The sequence below is a fragment of the Maribacter sp. 1_MG-2023 genome, from assembly GCF_030547005.1.
Classification (GTDB): Bacteria; Bacteroidota; Bacteroidia; order Flavobacteriales; family Flavobacteriaceae; genus Maribacter.
The window spans coordinates 18,990-35,446 of sequence record NZ_JAUOPN010000019.1; the positions used below are offsets into that span (position 1 = coordinate 18,990).

Annotated in this window: 17 protein-coding genes; 5 read left to right on the forward strand and 12 right to left on the reverse strand. The window is 34.4% G+C overall.

The features are described 5' to 3' along the window. Window positions 1–209: 209 nt before the first annotated feature. The 3 genes from Q4500_RS16760 (at window position 210) to Q4500_RS16770 (ending at window position 4,778) form a co-directional block, all read left to right on the forward strand. Entirely contained in the window at window positions 210–2,534 is a 2,325-nt protein-coding gene (locus tag Q4500_RS16760) for a DUF2339 domain-containing protein (protein ID WP_303600742.1), read from the forward strand. Continuing rightward, a complete protein-coding gene (locus Q4500_RS16765; RefSeq protein WP_303600743.1) occupies window positions 2,518–3,744 on the forward strand; it encodes a DUF3999 family protein in 1,227 nt (408 codons plus the stop codon). Before Q4500_RS16760 ends, Q4500_RS16765 begins: the two co-directional genes overlap by 17 nt. Before the next feature lie 218 nt (window positions 3,745–3,962). Continuing rightward, window positions 3,963–4,778: a lipid A deacylase LpxR family protein gene (locus tag Q4500_RS16770; protein ID WP_368389779.1), complete on the forward strand. Its 816-nt coding sequence runs from the start codon at window positions 3,963–3,965 to the stop codon at window positions 4,776–4,778. A gap of 137 nt (window positions 4,779–4,915) precedes the next feature. Here Q4500_RS16770 and rimO read toward each other — a convergent pair whose 3' ends face one another. Next, window positions 4,916–6,226, reverse strand: coding sequence for a 30S ribosomal protein S12 methylthiotransferase RimO (gene rimO, locus Q4500_RS16775; protein WP_303600744.1), 1,311 nt, complete (start codon window positions 6,224–6,226; stop codon window positions 4,916–4,918). Between the two features lie 51 nt (window positions 6,227–6,277). On the opposite strand from rimO, the gene Q4500_RS16780 reads away from it, so the two are divergent. Then, window positions 6,278–7,465, forward strand: coding sequence for a serine hydrolase (locus Q4500_RS16780; protein ID WP_303600745.1), 1,188 nt, complete (start codon window positions 6,278–6,280; stop codon window positions 7,463–7,465). Window positions 7,466–7,548: 83 nt separating this feature from the next. Continuing rightward, window positions 7,549–8,151: a nitroreductase family protein gene (locus Q4500_RS16785; RefSeq protein ID WP_303600746.1), complete on the forward strand. Its 603-nt coding sequence runs from the start codon at window positions 7,549–7,551 to the stop codon at window positions 8,149–8,151. Window positions 8,152–8,160: 9 nt separating this feature from the next. On the opposite strand, the gene Q4500_RS16790 is transcribed toward Q4500_RS16785, so the two are convergent. From Q4500_RS16790 to Q4500_RS16840, 11 genes are all read right to left on the reverse strand, one after another. Beyond that, the gene (locus Q4500_RS16790; RefSeq protein ID WP_303600747.1) at window positions 8,161–9,006 is read right to left on the reverse strand and encodes a metallophosphoesterase; all 846 of its coding nucleotides are present in this window, start codon (window positions 9,004–9,006) and stop codon (window positions 8,161–8,163) included. Window positions 9,007–9,021: 15 nt separating this feature from the next. After that, complete coding sequence (locus tag Q4500_RS16795) at window positions 9,022–10,701, reverse strand: amidase family protein (protein WP_303600748.1); 1,680 nt, start codon at window positions 10,699–10,701, stop codon at window positions 9,022–9,024. A gap of 4 nt (window positions 10,702–10,705) precedes the next feature. Then, on the reverse strand, window positions 10,706–11,530 hold the full coding sequence (locus tag Q4500_RS16800) for a DUF2911 domain-containing protein (protein ID WP_303600749.1): 825 nt from the start codon (window positions 11,528–11,530) through the stop codon (window positions 10,706–10,708). A 59-nt stretch (window positions 11,531–11,589) separates the two neighbouring features. Beyond that, entirely contained in the window at window positions 11,590–12,546 is a 957-nt protein-coding gene (gene ftsY / locus Q4500_RS16805; RefSeq protein WP_303600750.1) for a signal recognition particle-docking protein FtsY, read from the reverse strand. Window positions 12,547–12,633: 87 nt separating this feature from the next. Continuing rightward, window positions 12,634–12,786, reverse strand: a complete 153-nt coding sequence (locus tag Q4500_RS16810) for a DUF4295 domain-containing protein (RefSeq protein WP_071340023.1) — start codon at window positions 12,784–12,786, stop codon at window positions 12,634–12,636. 36 nt (window positions 12,787–12,822) lie between these two features. Further along, a complete protein-coding gene (gene rpmG, locus Q4500_RS16815; RefSeq protein ID WP_027067805.1) occupies window positions 12,823–13,005 on the reverse strand; it encodes a 50S ribosomal protein L33 in 183 nt (60 codons plus the stop codon). Window positions 13,006–13,026: 21 nt separating this feature from the next. Then, entirely contained in the window at window positions 13,027–13,266 is a 240-nt protein-coding gene (rpmB, locus tag Q4500_RS16820) for a 50S ribosomal protein L28 (protein ID WP_027067806.1), read from the reverse strand. Between the two features lie 69 nt (window positions 13,267–13,335). Further along, a complete protein-coding gene (locus Q4500_RS16825; RefSeq protein ID WP_303600751.1) occupies window positions 13,336–14,586 on the reverse strand; it encodes a competence/damage-inducible protein A in 1,251 nt (416 codons plus the stop codon). Beyond that, window positions 14,586–14,924: an Hpt domain-containing protein gene (locus Q4500_RS16830; protein WP_303600752.1), complete on the reverse strand. Its 339-nt coding sequence runs from the start codon at window positions 14,922–14,924 to the stop codon at window positions 14,586–14,588. The genes Q4500_RS16825 and Q4500_RS16830 overlap by 1 nt, the downstream gene beginning before the upstream one ends. Beyond that, entirely contained in the window at window positions 14,924–15,535 is a 612-nt protein-coding gene (locus Q4500_RS16835; protein WP_303600753.1) for a fumarylacetoacetate hydrolase family protein, read from the reverse strand. Before Q4500_RS16835 ends, Q4500_RS16830 begins: the two co-directional genes overlap by 1 nt. 6 nt (window positions 15,536–15,541) lie before the next feature. Beyond that, complete coding sequence (locus tag Q4500_RS16840; RefSeq protein WP_303600754.1) at window positions 15,542–16,456, reverse strand: carboxypeptidase-like regulatory domain-containing protein; 915 nt, start codon at window positions 16,454–16,456, stop codon at window positions 15,542–15,544. Window position 16,457 lies beyond the last annotated feature (1 nt).

Consider the following 16,457-nt stretch of genomic DNA (forward strand, 5'->3'; position numbering starts at 1 on the left):
TGAACATTTAAATCTCGCTTCTCTAGTAAAATCATATTATTTAGATATCCCTGAAACAATTAAATTCGTTTCAGGGATATTTTATTTCATAGCTACACCAATCTTTCCCCAACATATTTAGATCTTTTACGTTTAAATTAGAAGACCCTAACCTTTTAGGTTAAAAACCACCACCAATGCCAAACAATCAAGATCAAATAAATAACCTTATGCAAAAGTTAGAACTGCTTTTAAAAAAGCAGCAAGACTTTAATATTGAGGTAAATGAAATTCGCAGAGATATTCAAATTCTTAGAAATACTCAGGCAATAAAATTCAACGAAGAAACTACCGAACAAACAACTAAATCTCAAGAAGTAAGTATTGAAAAAGAGGCTGTAATAATTGATAAAGCAGTTGAAATTGAAACTCCTACTCCTATAGAACTTACTTCTGTACAAGAAGAACCTAAAAAGGTTTTTGAAAAGAAAATAAAATTACCAAAGGGTAAATCTAATCTTGAAAAATTTATTGGTGAAAATCTGATTAATAAAATAGGTATACTTATTACCGTAATTGGTGTTGGAATTGGTGCAAAGTATTCTATCGAAAATAACTTAATTAGTCCGCTAACCAGAATTATACTTGGGTATTTGGTAGGTATAGGCTTATTAGGATTCGGATTTAAGTTAAAAGCAAAATACGTAAGCTACAGTGCTGTTCTAGTAAGTGGTGCTTTGGCTATTCTCTATTTCTTGACCTATATCGCTTACGACCTTTATGGGTTATTTCCGCAGATGGTAGCATTTGGTATTATGCTGTTATTTACCGTTTTTGGGGTTGTAGCCGCACTAAGTTACAACAAGCAAATTATTGCTCACATTGGTCTAGTAGGGGCTTACGCCGTACCTTTCCTCTTAAGTAATGATTCCGGCAATGTTACTGCTCTATTTAGTTATATCGCCTTAATTAATATCGGTCTCTTAGTTATTTCGTTTAAAAAGTATTGGAAAGCACTTTATTACGTAGCCTTTACATTCACCTGGCTTATTTATGGTACTTGGTACGCGCTATCAAGTTACGATGAAGATTTCACTATTGGTTTTGGCTTTTTAGCGTTATTCTTCACATTGTTTTACACTACATTTTTAGCGTTTAAATTGATAAAATCCGAAAAATTTCAAGTTGCTGATATTATTTTGATCATGCTGAATTCGTTCATATTTTACGGCTTTGGTATTGCATGGCTCTATGATTATGAAGGTGGAGAATATTATTTAGGTTTATTCACCCTATTGAATGCAATTATTCATTTTGTGATAACGGTAATTATCTTCAAAAGAAAATTAGCCGATCGAAAACTATTCTTCTTAACCTCTGGGTTTGTACTTACGTTTATTACCATAGCGGTACCTGTTCAATTAGATGGCAATTGGGTAACGTTATTTTGGGCATTTGAAGCCGCACTATTATTTTGGATCGGGCGCACCAAAAAAGTCAAATTCTATGAATACCTTTCCTATATTTTGGTTGCTCTAGCATTCTTAAGCTTAACAATGGACTGGGCAGAAAGGTACTCGTATATGAATACCACAGACGAATGGAGTCTTATATTAAACACTACGTTTTTGACTTCGATACTTTGCGTTGCTGTCTTCGGATTCATGAATTGGATTCAAACAAAATTCAGCACTGAAAAACCTTCAATAGTTCAACAGATAATGACATTTGGTATTCCTGCTTTATTAGTAAGCACTCTCTACTTTGCCTTCTATCTTGAAATTGAACAGTATTGGAACAATGCCTTTCAGTTATCTAAAATAGAAATATCAAGTACCCCTGGCGCTTACCCTGAATATAATTACAACCTTAATGATCTTGAAGAGATTTGGTTAATTCTATATACCATGTTTTTTATTAGTGTTTTAAGTTTCGTAAATATTATTAAAATTAAAAACAAGATATTAGGAATTGTGGCCTTAGGCTCCGCGCTTTTAATAACTTTAATATTCCTTACTATCGGACTTTACACCTTAAGCGAGCTTCGTGAAAATTACCTTACTCAACAGCTGACAGAATTTTATAATGTAGGAGCTTATAATATTTACATGCGTTATATTTCATTTGCATTTCTTACATTCCTTCTATTCGCCATTTACAAATTAGCACAACAAGAGTATCTAAAATTCAATTATAAAATTCCGTTTGAAATTCTAATGCATACCACAATTATATGGGTGACAAGTAGCGAATTGTTAAATTGGATGGATATATCTGGATCTGAACAATCTTATAAACTAGGGCTTAGTATTCTTTGGGGTATATATGCGCTATTACTGATCGCTTTAGGTATTTGGAAAAAGAAAAAATACCTGCGAATTGGTGCTATAATACTATTTTCAATTACGTTAATTAAGTTGTTCTTTTATGATATTTCATCATTAAATACTATTTCTAAGACAATCGTATTTGTATCATTGGGTATCTTATTATTGATTATTTCATTTCTTTACAACAAATACAAATACATTATTTCAGATGAGACTGAACAATAGCTTTTTAACAATACTTGCCTTTTTAACGATTTCAGTTTGTTTTGGACAGATGGATTCCTATTCTAAAAAAATAGCGCTCAAAGGTATCGACAGTCAATGGCATACTATTGAAGTACCAAACAACGTATTTGAAGATGTAAATACCAACATGAGCGATATTCGCGTTTATGGGGTTACCGCTACCGATACTATTGAAGCGCCATACCTGCATAAAGTTTCAAAAGCTGAAAATTCGAATTCAGAGATATCTTTCAACCTAATAAATAGCGTTAATAATTCTAAAGGTTATTTTTATACTTATGAGCTACCCCAAAAAGAAACTATTAATGAGATTCTACTAAACATAGAAGATCCTAATTTTAATTGGGAAATTACACTTGAAGGTAGTCAACATCAGAAACAATGGTTTACTATTCTAGAAGACTATCGTATTTTATCTATCAACAATGACCAGACAAATTATTCGTTTACTACATTAAAGTTTCCAGATGCTAGCTTTAGATATTACAGAGTATTAATAAAGAGTAAAGAAAAGCCGAATCTAACATCTGTACATATTACTAAAAAGGCTAAAAAGGCAGCAACTTATCGCAATTATGAGGTTAGTGATTTCCAAATTTCTAAAGAAGACAAAAAAACGATTATAGACATTGATTTAAAAAACCGTGTACCCCTTAACTTACTAGAGTTTACGGTCGATGATAAAATCGATTACTACAGGTCAATTTCCATTCAGTATTTGGTTGATAGCGTAAAGACTGAAAAAGGATATTATCACAATTACAGACCTTTAGCTACAAAAACCCTTTCTTCAATGGAAGATAACAGCTTTCAATTACCTGGTACATTAGCACAAAAACTCCGAGTTATTATTTTAAACAATGATAATCAACCTTTAAAAATATCTGCTGTAAATCTTAAAGGGTATGTGCATACATTGACCACTCGTTTTACAGAACCAGCTACCTATTTTTTAGTTTACGGCAAGCCGAATGATAATTTCCCCAATTATGATATATCAAAAACTACGATTTCTTTACCTGAGAATATTACAAAACTAGATTTTGGTAGCGTAGTAGAATTTCCTAAACCAGAAATTGAAACAACCAATCCTCTTTTCGAAAATAAGTGGTGGTTGTGGGTTATTATTGGCGTAGTAATCGCATTGCTAGGATATTTCACCATTGGTATGATGAAGAAGGAGCTTTAGTTGTTTTTATCAAGCGATGTACTTTCTAAAGTGGACACAACTGATTCCTAAAATCAAGTATCAACAAGTTACTCAACTAAGTTCAAACATATCTCTCTGATCTGGGAATCAACAACTAAACCATTGTTATATAAATTATAATATGATGTAAAGGTCGTTGATCTAATTTAACACACAAATTGGTAAAACCTTCATAAAATTTCATCGTAAGTAGTGTGATGAAAAATTACATTCTATTACTATACCTACTTCCAACGGTTCTTTTAAGTCAAAAAATAGACCATCTTGCCTCCTTTAGAGATATGGGTAGTGAAAGCTATTTCCGATTTAATTATGACAATGATTTCTTCGCTGCATCAGATAAAAATTACACCCAAGGCTATAGTTTTGAGTATGCGAATCGAAGCTTAAAGAAAAATCCAATGAACTATCTTTTCATCAATCCAAAAGCTAAGTACTTCACTTACGGATTGGCATTAGAGCATATTGGCTATACGCCTAGCGATTTTGTTAGTCCCGATATTCAAATTGATGATAGACCCTTTGCTGCTGCTATATACATTAAGAGTTTTGTAATTGCAACAGACACCGTTTCTAAATCAAGATTATCTCAATCATTAAGTCTGGGGATTATTGGTCCCGGTGCATTTGGCAGAGAAATGCAAACAGCAATTCATAAACTTATCGAAAACAAATCTCCAGGTGGATGGGACAATCAAATTCAGAACGATTTAGTGTTGAACTATAAAATTGGCTATGAGAAACAAATTTTAAATTATAAAAATTTAGGAACTATACAAGCAATAACTTCGCTACAACTAGGGACCTTATTTACAAATGCATCGGTCGGATTTAATTCTACTGTCGGACTAATAGATCATCCGTTTTCTAGAAATGGTACACATTCGAAGATTAAATTTTACACTTTTGCACAGCCCACAGTTAATATAGTTGGTTTTGATGCCACCTTGCAAGGCGGCATTTTTACAAATGACAATCCTTATACAATTTCTTCAAAAAATATAGAAAGGTAAACCGCACAAATCGACTACGGACTCATACTCAAATACAGAAAACTGTATTTAGAATATACCCGAACAACGATTACCAAAGAATTCACCTCTGGTAATTCTGCCAATTGGGGCGGTTTTAAAGCAGGATTTCTATTTAATTAGATGATAACAACAGGTTCACCGTAAAGGTCAAAGTCCGCCGCTTCTGTAATCTTAATATTTACAAACTCACCTTGCTTCACATAATGCTTAGCTGCATCTATTAAAACCTCGTTATCAACATCGGGAGAATCAAATTCTGTTCTTCCAATAAAGTAGTTACCTTCTTTACGATCTATAATACAACGAAAAGTCTCCCCTACTTTCTTCTGGTTCAATTCCCAAGAAATTTGAGATTGAATTTCCATGATGATGTTAGCACGCTCTTGTTTAACTTCTTCTGGCACATCGTCTTCTAATGAAAATGCATGTGTGTTTTCTTCATGACTATACGTAAAGCAACCTAAACGCTCAAAACGCATGGCAACTACCCAGTTTTTAAGAATCTCAAAATCTTCTTCAGTTTCACCAGGGTAACCAACAATCAAAGTGGTTCTAATGGTCATTTCTGGTACTGCAGCTCTAAACTCCTTTAACAACTTGGTTGTTTTAGCTTCTGTGGTACCACGACGCATACTTTTAAGAATACGGTCAGATATGTGTTGTAATGGAATATCTAAATAGTTACAAACCTTTGGTTCTCTATTCATTACATCTAACACATCCATCGGAAAACCTGCAGGAAATGCATAATGTAAACGTATCCACTCAATACCTTCTACCTTTACCAAAGCTTCTAAAAGCTCGGCAAGATTTCTTTTCTTATAAAGATCCAACCCATAATACGTAAGATCTTGGGCAATCAATATTAATTCTTTCACTCCTTTGGCAGCTAACTTTTCAGCTTCGGTTACCAAATCTTCAATCGGTGTACTCTTGTGCTTACCACGCATTAGAGGAATTGCACAGAACGAACAAGGTCTATCACAACCTTCAGCGATTTTTAAATACGCATAGTTCTTTGGTGTTGTCGTTAAACGCTCACCAATTAACTCGTGTTTATAATCTGCCCCTAGTGCTTTCAATAAACCTGGCAACTCACTGGTACCAAAGTATTCGTCCACATTAGGAATCTCTTTCTGTAAATCTGGCTTGTAACGCTCACTTAAGCAACCAGTAACAAAAACTTTATCTACCGTACCATCTTCTTTCTTTTGAACATATTCTAAAATGGTATTAACACTTTCTTCTTTTGCATTAGCAATAAAGCCACAGGTGTTAATTACAACAATGTTTCCTTCTTCTTCATGTACAACTTCTTTGTCGTTAGCCTTTAGCTGACCCATGAGTACTTCAGAATCATATACATTCTTTGAACAACCTAGAGTTACTACGTTGATTTTGTTCTTCTTAAGGGTTTTTGTCCTCATAATTTAAATTGGGGTGCAAAAATACGATTTGGGTACTTAAAAACGTTAGATATGGACAAATTTACTTGTAATCTTTATTTGATTGCAGTTTATCAATACCCAAATCTTAAATTAACCATGAAATTCTCCCAATATTTCAGGCTATTTGCCCTATCATTAATTGTAGCTTCATGCTCCAGTGATTCTGAACCTACCTCAGAAACTGGCAAAAGTGGCGTACCACCCGAGGTGGCACCAATACCTACAGAAACTTATTTTCCTCCAATTTCAAGATCTAACGAGTGGGAAACCATATCTATGGAAACCTTAGGATGGAACGAAGACCAGGTAAGCAACTTATATTTCTTTTTAGAAAATAATAACACCGACGCTTTTATTATTCTGAAGGATGGCAGAATAGTAATCGAAAAATACTTTGGCGATTTTAAGTCTGATGATAATCATGCATGGAATTCAGCCGGAAAAAATTTAACGGCAATGCTTACAGGTATTGCTCAAGAAGAGGAATATCTCAAAATTACAGATTCTACGTCTACTTATTTAGGTGAGGGCTGGTCAAGCATGCCTCTAGAACAAGAACTGAATATTACCATAAAAAATCAATTGACGATGACTACTGGTCTAGATTATACGGTGGATGATATTTTTTGCACTGATTTAGAATGTCTATCATATTTGAATGATCCTAGTACTTTTTGGTATTATCATAATGCACCTTATACGTTATTAGATGATGTCATTGCCAACGCGACCGACACGGATTTTAATTCTTATTTTTCTAAAAAGATCAAAGAACCAATTGGCATGCAAGGCTTATTTATTAAAGTAGGCTATAATAATGTATTCTTTAGTTCTGCAAGAAGTATGGCTCGTTTCGGAATTTTAAACTTAAATCAAGGTAATTGGGACGGAACCTTGATTCTATCTGACCAGAGTTACTTTAACGCCATGATAAATAGCTCTCAAGATTTAAATCTTTCTTACGGATACCTGTATTGGTTAAATGGTAAAAGTAGTTTTAGACTACCGAGTACCGTTGAAGAGTTTACCGGCAGCTTAATACCCAATGCACCTGCAGATATGTATGCAGGCTTAGGGTTAAATGACCAAAAACTATATATGGTGCCAAGCTTAGATTTGGTAGTTGTACGATTAGGTGGTGCCAGTAACGAAGAACTTTTAGGTCCTTCTAATTTCGATAATGAAATATGGGAGCTAATCAATGCTATAATCGAATAGTTTTTCTATCTAATTAAACACATCTTATATTCGTAGTCTACACTTAGCAAATAAGTATTCTTACTTTTGTATAAAATTTTAAAATGGATTTTAGAAGTATTGCAGAAAAAAGATACACTACCCAAAAATATGATGTTTCTAGAAAAATCTCAAATTCAGAAATTGAAGATTTAAAACACATTTTAAAATTAAGTCCGTCTTCTATTAATAGCCAACCCTGGTTATTCACATTCGTTTCTAATGAACAGGTAAAAAATGACTTAGCTGATGCTTCATATTCTAATGCCCCTAAAATAAAAAATGCCAGTCATTTGGTCGTTTTTAGCGTAATGGATAACCTTGAAGAGTTTGAAAAACGTGTTGAAGAAAATTTACTTGAAAACTCTATTAAGTTTTATAAACAATACATAAAAACGCAATCAAAAGAGAAAACGGTTAACTGGTTATCTCATCAAGTTTATATTACGTTAGGATTCTTTTTGGCCGCATGTGCGTCTATGGAAATAGACTCCACTCCTATGGAAGGTATTGACGTTGCAAAATATAAGAACATACTTAATATTAAAGATCACAAGGTTTTATTTTCAGTAGCAATAGGCTACCGTGATGAACATGATAACACACAACCGAATTTAATAGGTAAATCTAGATTGGCTGAAGATACCGTGATTCAATCAATTGATTAGTCTAAGGTTTTAAACTTTTTTCATCAATTCAAATACCGTAATTTCTGGTCTTACATTAAAACGAACTTGACGCAAACAACCCAATGCACTATTAATATACAAGGTTCTTCCGTCTTTTAAATCTTTTATACCAGCATCGTAATTTTTATTTTTTACCGGTAATATTAATGCAGGTAGAAAAGGTGGTTTTACTTGCCCGCCATGTGTATGACCAGAAAGTATCCAACCATTAAAATTATTCCAAACAGGAAGATCACATACATCCGGATTGTGACATAGGGTAATATTTGCTTTCTCAGGATTATATTTTGCTGTAGCTTTTTCAGGATAAAAATTACTTCCCCAAAAATCATCCATCCCCAAAAAATTGAGTCCGTTTATTTCTATTGCATCATTACGCAACATGGTTACCCCTACATCTTCTAAACTCTTCGTGATTTTTTGCGCGACATCATCTTCTACAAAATCGATTCCGTAGTCGTGATTACCCAATATACCAATGGTACCCAAAGCACCTTTAACCACAGATTTCAATACCTCTTGCAACTGGTTTAGTTGTTCATTGTCTTCATAGGTTACGTAGTCACCGGTATACACCACAAAATCAGGATTTAATTCTTGGGCTTCTTTAAATGAATCTATGATGTATTGATAATCAAAAGAATTGCCAATATGCACATCACTTATTTGCATTACCGTTTTACCGACGAGTGAATCTGGTAAATTCTTTAAAGGCATTTTCAAATACACAAACTGCATCCAAAAAGGTTCTATTTGCCAACTGTACAATCCTGTTACCAAACCTAACCCAGCTACCCACTGAAAAGTCTTTTTGACAAAGCTCCTTCTTTTCATTTTAAGTAATTAAATTTAGTTTTGGTAGTCTTTAGGCGTCACGCGTTTATGAAAATTATCTTCATATGATTTTCCCAGCCTTAACAGATGCGCTTCTGAAAACTGTTTTCCAATAAAGGTTAAGCTTATTGGCTCACCAGACACTTTATACCCCATAGGTATTGTCAAAGCAGGGTATTTGGCAACTGCCGCATAACCTGCGTGGTAATTATTAATAGATAAAACAGCATCTAGCTTGTACTTATCCATCGCTGTATCGAAGAAAGTTCGTCCATTTTTTTCAAGATTAGATTTTATTTCTTCCAACTTGGCAGTTGTGGTAGTATCTGATAATATACCTTCAAATAGTGCTTGCCCGTACGGAATTCTAATCAACGAATCTGCATTATTAAATGTCACCGCATCTGCAATTGAAGTAATTTTCACCAAATCAGGCTTGGTTTTTTCTTTTAGATACGACTTTAAATCATTTCGCATATCAATATTGAGGATACTCAAAAAACCGTTCATATCAACTTCTGGTGGTGTAAACTCAATTATTGTTGCGCCAGCTTCTTTTAAATCTTCAACGGTATGTTTATAAATACTGTCGGTCTCCATCAGATCTTTGATAGCACCCAATCTCATTTCTGAAAAAGGTATTGGATGTAAGCCTGCAGATAAAACTCCCAAAAAATTATCTTCAACAGATGCAGGGTCTGACTCATCATAACCAAACATGGCAGAAAGCAAAATAGCATTGTCCTTCACATTTTTAGTCATGGGTCCTGGAGTATCCAATGTACTTGAAATAGGTACGATGCCTGACCTACTCAATAAACCTATGGTCGGTTTTAAACCTACCACAGAATTCAGACTACTAGGTGACAAAATAGAACCAGAAGTTTCTGTACCTACTGCAGCAACAGCATAATTTGCAGCTACCGCCGTACCACTACCAGAACTTGAACCGCCTGTTTCAAAGACTCTTCTCCCGTAAGGATTCAGAGTTTGACCACCATAGGCACTATACCCTACCGGGCAACCTGAACATAAAAAATACGCCCATTCACTTAAATTAACTTTACCTAAAATTAAAGCTCCGTTCTTTTTTAATTGCTGAACGATAAACGAATCGTCAACTTTATTATCCATTAGCGCAATTGAACCTGCAGTAGTTTTCATGCCCATGGCATTAATGTTGTCTTTCAACAAAATAGGCATACCATAAATTGGATGTTGCGTTTGAGCCGCTATTCCCTTTTCATTTTCCCTATCTAATTCTCGCGCTTGCTCAACCACATCTTTATTAAGGGCTATTATGGTATTTAAAGTTGTCTCATTATTCAACTCATACTTATAAATGCGGTATAAATAAAACAATACCAGATTTTCATATGTTAGCCTACCTTCTTTGATATGATTTCGAATAACAAAAATATCTTGCTCCAAAATCATAGGAAGCATCTCTTTATATGTCGGATCTGTTAGATTAGAAACTTCTTCATACAAGGGCATAAAGACTTCATTCTTATCTAACACTTTAGATTGAATCAACTTGTATTGCATGCGACCTTTTTCGTGATCTGCATTTTCAGCAACTTCTATAGAATCGTTATACGGTGTCCAAAGAATTACTTCCTCTTTCTTAGCTTCTTGCTCTTTTTTACAAGCACTCAACAAAATAATGACTAATAATAAAACATGCTTTTTCATACTTTTATTTATATGTTGATTGAAGAGTTTTCCACCTGCGGATATCATTTTGGTTTAAGCGTACAAATTCATCCTTACCTTCCTTTTCGGCTAATTCAATGGATATTATAGATGCTTTTATTGCTGCTTCATATTTATTTAAATCTGCCAAAATCAAAGATCGTACTCTATAAAAGTAATAGGTATCTCCACCCATGCTAATAGCACTATCAATATAACCGAGGGCTTCTTTAGGTTTTAATCCTTGCTCTTGATAATAACGTGCTATTTGGTAATAGGTTTGTGCAGTTGGAGTATTTAATAATTGAGCATTAATCTGCTCTTGAAAAATAGATTTCGTATCAAATTGAATGGGGATTGATATTTCTGTATTTCCCCAATTCCAATTCATAATAGCTCCGTTGTGATCAATATCATCAAACGAAATTAGAAAAGTCTCTTGAAAATCTTGTTTTTGAATTGGTTTAACGTGAATACGTAATGCATCTTCTTCTGTATTATACTTTGCCCTGCCATCTCCCCAATGTGTAGTATTGTTATGAAAAACTATTTGCCATTCTTCTTCCTCAGGAAAAGCATACAAAGCATAAGTACCTTTAACGAGCTTTTGACCCTCAACAACAACATCTGTGCTGAAAATGATTTTGGTAGATTCATTAGCCCCTACTCGCCAAATACGACCATAAGGTACTAAACCACATTCACCATTTGATCCATTGCCAAACAAAACTCGACCCTTAGCAGATGGTCTTGAATATTCTATAGTAATTTTTAAGAGCCCTACTTCTTGCTCAATCTTAGAAAACGGACTAGCTTTTGGGTGGTTCATTTGCCCCCAACTCAGATTACATAATAAAAGAGGAAGTATGAACCAGCCGTATCTCAATTTTAAATTTTAAAGAATGAATCTACAAACTCGTGCTTATTGAATGCCTGTAAATCTTCGATACCTTCACCTACACCAATATACTTCACTGGAATTTTGAATTGATCAGAAATTCCGATAACAACACCACCTTTTGCCGTTCCATCTAATTTGGTGATAGCTAAGGCAGTTACTTCCGTAGCTTTTGTAAACTGTTTTGCCTGTTCAAATGCATTTTGCCCAGTAGAACCATCTAACACCAATAATACTTCATGCGGCGTATCTTCAACTACCTTCTGCATTACACGTTTAACCTTGGTCAACTCATTCATTAGGTTCACCTTATTATGCAAACGCCCAGCCGTATCTATAATAACTACATCGGCATCTTGGGTAACGGCAGAACTCAAAGTGTCAAAGGCAACAGAAGCAGGATCACTACCCATTTGTTGTTTTACTATAGGCACATCCACACGATCAGCCCATACTTGTAATTGATCTATTGCAGCCGCTCTAAATGTATCGGCTGCACCAAGAACTACTTTTAAACCTTGATTTTTAAAACGATAAGCCAACTTCCCAATAGTTGTTGTCTTACCAACACCATTTACACCAACGACCATTATTACGTATGGCTTTTTATCTTCTGGTATTTGAATATCGCCAGTGTCACTATCGTTAGTCTCTGAAAGTAGACCAGCTATTTCAGCTCTTAAAATAGTATTAAGCTCATCGGTACCAACATACTTATCGCGAGCAACCCTTGCCTCTATTCTTTGTATAATCTTTAAGGTAGTATCTACACCAACATCTGAAGAAACCAATACTTCTTCAAGATTATCTAAAACGTCATCATCTACCTTAGACTTACCAGCAACCGCTTTACCTAACTTCGAAAAGAAGCTGGTTTTAGTTTTTTCTAAACCTTTATCTAAGGTTTCTTTTTTCTGAGAAGAAAATATTTTTTTAAATAAGCTCATTGTTCATCCTATGGTTAGTCAAATATAAAAAATTAAAAAGCCCCTTTCGTATGAAAGGGGCTCAATAACAACTAAAAGTTGTATTTCTTATTTCTTGGCAATCCAAGCATCTACCAATTCTGGTGGCATAACTTGTTCTACAAAAACGTAAGCACCTGATTTTGGTGACTTAACCATTTTTATAGCTTTTGTCAATCTTTTAGAACTTGTCTGTAAACTTGCTACGGTCTTCTTAGCCATGTCTTATGTTTTTAGTGATTCCTTAAAAAAAAGAATCTATTTAATTTCTTTATGAAGGGTCATTCTCTTAAGAATAGGATTGAATTTTTTAATTTCCAATCTCTCTGGAGTATTCTTCTTATTTTTTGTTGTGATATATCTTGAAGTACCTGGTTGACCAGATTCTTTATGCTCTGTGCATTCTAATATAACTTGTATTCTATTACCTTTCTTTGCCATCTTAATGCTCTATTTTCCAGATTACTTAATAACGAATCCTTTTGCTTTTGCTTCTTTCAAAACAGCAGATATTCCTTTTTTATTGATACTCTTTAAAGCTCTTGTAGAAACTTTAATAGTAATCCAACGGTCTTCTTCAGGAATGTAGAAACGCTTTTTAGATAGATTTACATCAAATCTTCTTCTCGTTTTATTAATTGAAAACGAAACATTGTTTCCAAACATCGCCTTCTTCCCCGTAATTTCACATACTTTTGACATCGTGCTGACTTTTTCTTTTAAACAGGGTGCAAATTTATATCTTTTTTATCGTTCCAACAACAATAAAGATCACATTTTTAAAATTTCTTTTTGAAGAAGCTCAAAAGCCTTATTTACAGACTTTTCCACAACCCTCTCGCGAGTGCTTCCCATTTGAAATTCTTGTACAAATTTCGACTTCGGTCCATCGATCGCTATAAATACCGTTCCTACCTCTGCATTTGAATCTCCTTTTGTAGGTCCTGCATTACCAGTTGTAGCTATTGCATAATCGGTTTTTAGCAATTCTTTTGCTCCTTTCGCCATTGCAGTTGCTACTTCTGCACTAACCACTGAATGTTTATCAACTAACTCTTTAGATACCTTTAAAACATTAATTTTAGCTTCGGTGGCATAACTGACCACAGAACCTTTAAAATAATTAGAAGCACCAGGAATCGACGTAATTTTCTCTGCGATTTTGCCTCCTGTAAAACTCTCTGCCGTAGACAAAGTTAAATTTTTATCGGTCAATAATTTAGCTACAATCTCTTCTAAACTCTCATCATCTTCGAGCCCGAATATAATATCATTGATTAGCGGATATAATTTATCACATTCCGCATCCATTGCAGCCGCCAATTCTTCATAATCAGCCGCTTTACCAGACAATCGCAACCTTACCTTACCCAAATTGGGCAAATAGGCTAATTTAATATTAGAAGACAGGTTATCTTCCCAATCTTCAATACGCTTTGCAATTGCACTTTCTCCCATACCATAAGTAACTATTGTTCTATGGATAATATGTGGTCTTTTATAATAAGCTGCCAATTTAGGAATCACAGATTCCGTCATTAGGTGTTTCATTTCAAAAGGCACACCGGGCATTGAGATGAATGTTACTTCATTTTCCCTAATTAACATACCAGGGGCAGTACCATTCGCATTATGCAATACTTCTGCCCTACTCGGTACCAAAGCTTGCATTCGATTAATATCTGATATTGGAGTATTACTAATGTATTTCGCAAACAATTCTTCTACATGTGCCAATACTTCGGCATTCTCTACAAGCTCATCATTGAAGAACTCACATAGGGTATGTTTGGTAATATCATCTTTTGTAGGACCTAAACCGCCCGTGATAATCACAACATCTACGCGTTCTGAAGCATCTTTAAAAGCTTTCAGTAAATGTGTACGCTCATCTTGAATAGAGGTAATTTGATAAACTGAAATACCAATCTTATTTAACTCTTTACCAATAAATGCAGAGTTGGTATCAATTACTTGACCAATGAGAATTTCATCGCCAATGGTAATAATTTCTACAAGCATTATAACTGGAAGTCATTTTTTAATTCTGCCACAACCTGAGCGATATCGGTCTTCAGCATTGGAAATCTCTTTTCAATCTCTGCCATATTAGCTTCTTGCTTACCTAAAGTTTCTAACTCCAAGGCTATGGCACGTGTTTGCTCCATTCCGAGCAAATCTACGTTTGGCTTTATTTTATGCGCAAGTTTATATACTTGATCATGGTCTTTTTCTTGAAGAGCTTTTTCTAAAGATTCTAAATCTTCAGGTACTTCTTCCAAAAAAACAGAAATAACAGAATTTATAAAATCCTGATCCCCCTCTGCCATCTCATTAATCTTATCCAGGTTATAAATCATCACTTAATTTTTATGGTAAAAAGCTCTTTGTCTTCCAAACTACCCGTAAGATAGTCATTTGGACTTATTTTCCCAACACCGGCAGGTGTTCCAGTAAAAATAATGTCTCCTTTTTTCAACATAAAGAACGTTGAAACATAAGCAATTATTTCATCTATCTTCCAAAGCATAAAACTGGTATTACCTTCTTGAACGATCTCATCGTTCTTTAACAGCTTAAAATTAAGGTTATTAATATCTTTAAAATCAGTTTTTGGAAGCCACTCTCCTATCACTGCAGCACCATCAAATCCTTTAGCTTTTTCCCAAGGCAGCCCCTTTTCTTTTAATTTAGATTGTAAATCTCTTGCCGTAAAATCTATACCCAACCCTATTTCATCATAATAGGTAGGTGCAAACTCTTTACTAATATGCTTACCTACTTTTTTGATTTTCACCAAAACCTCCACTTCATAATGTACATTATCAGAAAATTCGGGTATATAAAAATCTTGTTGTTTTGGTAATACTGATGAATCTGGTTTTATAAAAACTACCGGCTCTTCTGGTCTTACATTCTTAAGCTCATCGATATGTGCAGTATAATTTCTGCCAATACATATAATTTTCATATTACCTTATTTTTTCTTTGACAATTTAAGACTGATCGCTGGTATTAAATTTTCATTGTTACCTGGCGCTTTTATTGCAAAATCTGTCCATTCGCCCATACCATAAACCATCGTTTTAAAGTTTTGATTCTTTTGATATACAGCGGCGAAGGTAGGTGCAAAGCGGTCTTCTACAACGTTCTTGTTTGTAATTGCATGTCTAAAGGTATTCGTATACCAATTATAAGGTAGAAATATCCATTCTAATCCAATATAGACCCCTTCATCTGGCATTCTAATGCCCATGCTTGAAAGATCAATAGAAACATAATCCTCATTCTTAGAACTCTCTAAAATGATACTCTTACGAATTAAATCATGATCGGGCTTCTTGGTCTTTTTATCCACATCATATACTCTTAGTCTAAATTTTGACGAAGCTCTTTTGAACTTGCTATTCTGCTGCACATGAATGGTTATTTTCTCTATATATTTTTTAGCTGCCCCTATGTTAGGAAAATACAATGCCAGTACCCATGGGGTTTCTGCAGAAGAGAATCCACTTTTAATACTATAAGAACTCACAGGATTCAACACCTGAGAATCTCCTAAACTCTGAGAAACTACCACTTCTTCAAGCTCGAAGGTTTCTTCTTTCATGTATATTTTCTTCTTTTCAGAAATAACCCTGGCAGACATTATGGTGTCTTTAAAGCCTAATGCTGAAATATGTACATCGCGTTCCAAATACGATTCAGGGACATCTATATAAAAATACCCTTCTTCATCACTTGATGTTCCCTTTAAAGTTTTAAGAAAACTTATGTTGGCATATGGTACTGCAGTTTTTGATTTGTCATCATATACATGACCTTCGACTAAAACTTCTTGAGCATGACCAACACCCAATATCAATAAAAACAATACTAAACAAATTCGCATT

Bases quoted from the DNA above. Each gene is read 5' to 3' on its own strand.
- ftsY (WP_303600750.1), bottom strand. From the start codon at position 12,546: ATGAGCTTATTTAAAAAAATATTTTCTTCTCAGAAAAAAGAAACCTTA.
- Q4500_RS16765 (WP_303600743.1), top strand. From the start codon at position 2,518: ATGAGACTGAACAATAGCTTTTTAACAATACTTGCCTTTTTAACGATT.
- Q4500_RS16795 (WP_303600748.1), bottom strand. From the start codon at position 10,701: ATGAAAAAGCATGTTTTATTATTAGTCATTATTTTGTTGAGTGCTTGT.
- Q4500_RS16790 (WP_303600747.1), bottom strand. From the start codon at position 9,006: ATGAAAAGAAGGAGCTTTGTCAAAAAGACTTTTCAGTGGGTAGCTGGG.
- Q4500_RS16780 (WP_303600745.1), top strand. From the start codon at position 6,278: ATGGACAAATTTACTTGTAATCTTTATTTGATTGCAGTTTATCAATAC.
- Q4500_RS16835 (WP_303600753.1), bottom strand. From the start codon at position 15,535: ATGAAAATTATATGTATTGGCAGAAATTATACTGCACATATCGATGAG.
- Q4500_RS16800 (WP_303600749.1), bottom strand. From the start codon at position 11,530: ATGAACCACCCAAAAGCTAGTCCGTTTTCTAAGATTGAGCAAGAAGTA.
- rpmB (WP_027067806.1), bottom strand. From the start codon at position 13,266: ATGTCAAAAGTATGTGAAATTACGGGGAAGAAGGCGATGTTTGGAAAC.
- Q4500_RS16810 (WP_071340023.1), bottom strand. From the start codon at position 12,786: ATGGCTAAGAAGACCGTAGCAAGTTTACAGACAAGTTCTAAAAGATTG.
- Q4500_RS16830 (WP_303600752.1), bottom strand. From the start codon at position 14,924: ATGATTTATAACCTGGATAAGATTAATGAGATGGCAGAGGGGGATCAG.
- Q4500_RS16770 (WP_368389779.1), top strand. From the start codon at position 3,963: ATGAAAAATTACATTCTATTACTATACCTACTTCCAACGGTTCTTTTA.
- Q4500_RS16785 (WP_303600746.1), top strand. From the start codon at position 7,549: ATGGATTTTAGAAGTATTGCAGAAAAAAGATACACTACCCAAAAATAT.
- rpmG (WP_027067805.1), bottom strand. From the start codon at position 13,005: ATGGCAAAGAAAGGTAATAGAATACAAGTTATATTAGAATGCACAGAG.
- rimO (WP_303600744.1), bottom strand. From the start codon at position 6,226: ATGAGGACAAAAACCCTTAAGAAGAACAAAATCAACGTAGTAACTCTA.
- Q4500_RS16825 (WP_303600751.1), bottom strand. From the start codon at position 14,586: ATGCTTGTAGAAATTATTACCATTGGCGATGAAATTCTCATTGGTCAA.
- Q4500_RS16840 (WP_303600754.1), bottom strand. From the start codon at position 16,456: ATGCGAATTTGTTTAGTATTGTTTTTATTGATATTGGGTGTTGGTCAT.
- Q4500_RS16760 (WP_303600742.1), top strand. From the start codon at position 210: ATGCAAAAGTTAGAACTGCTTTTAAAAAAGCAGCAAGACTTTAATATT.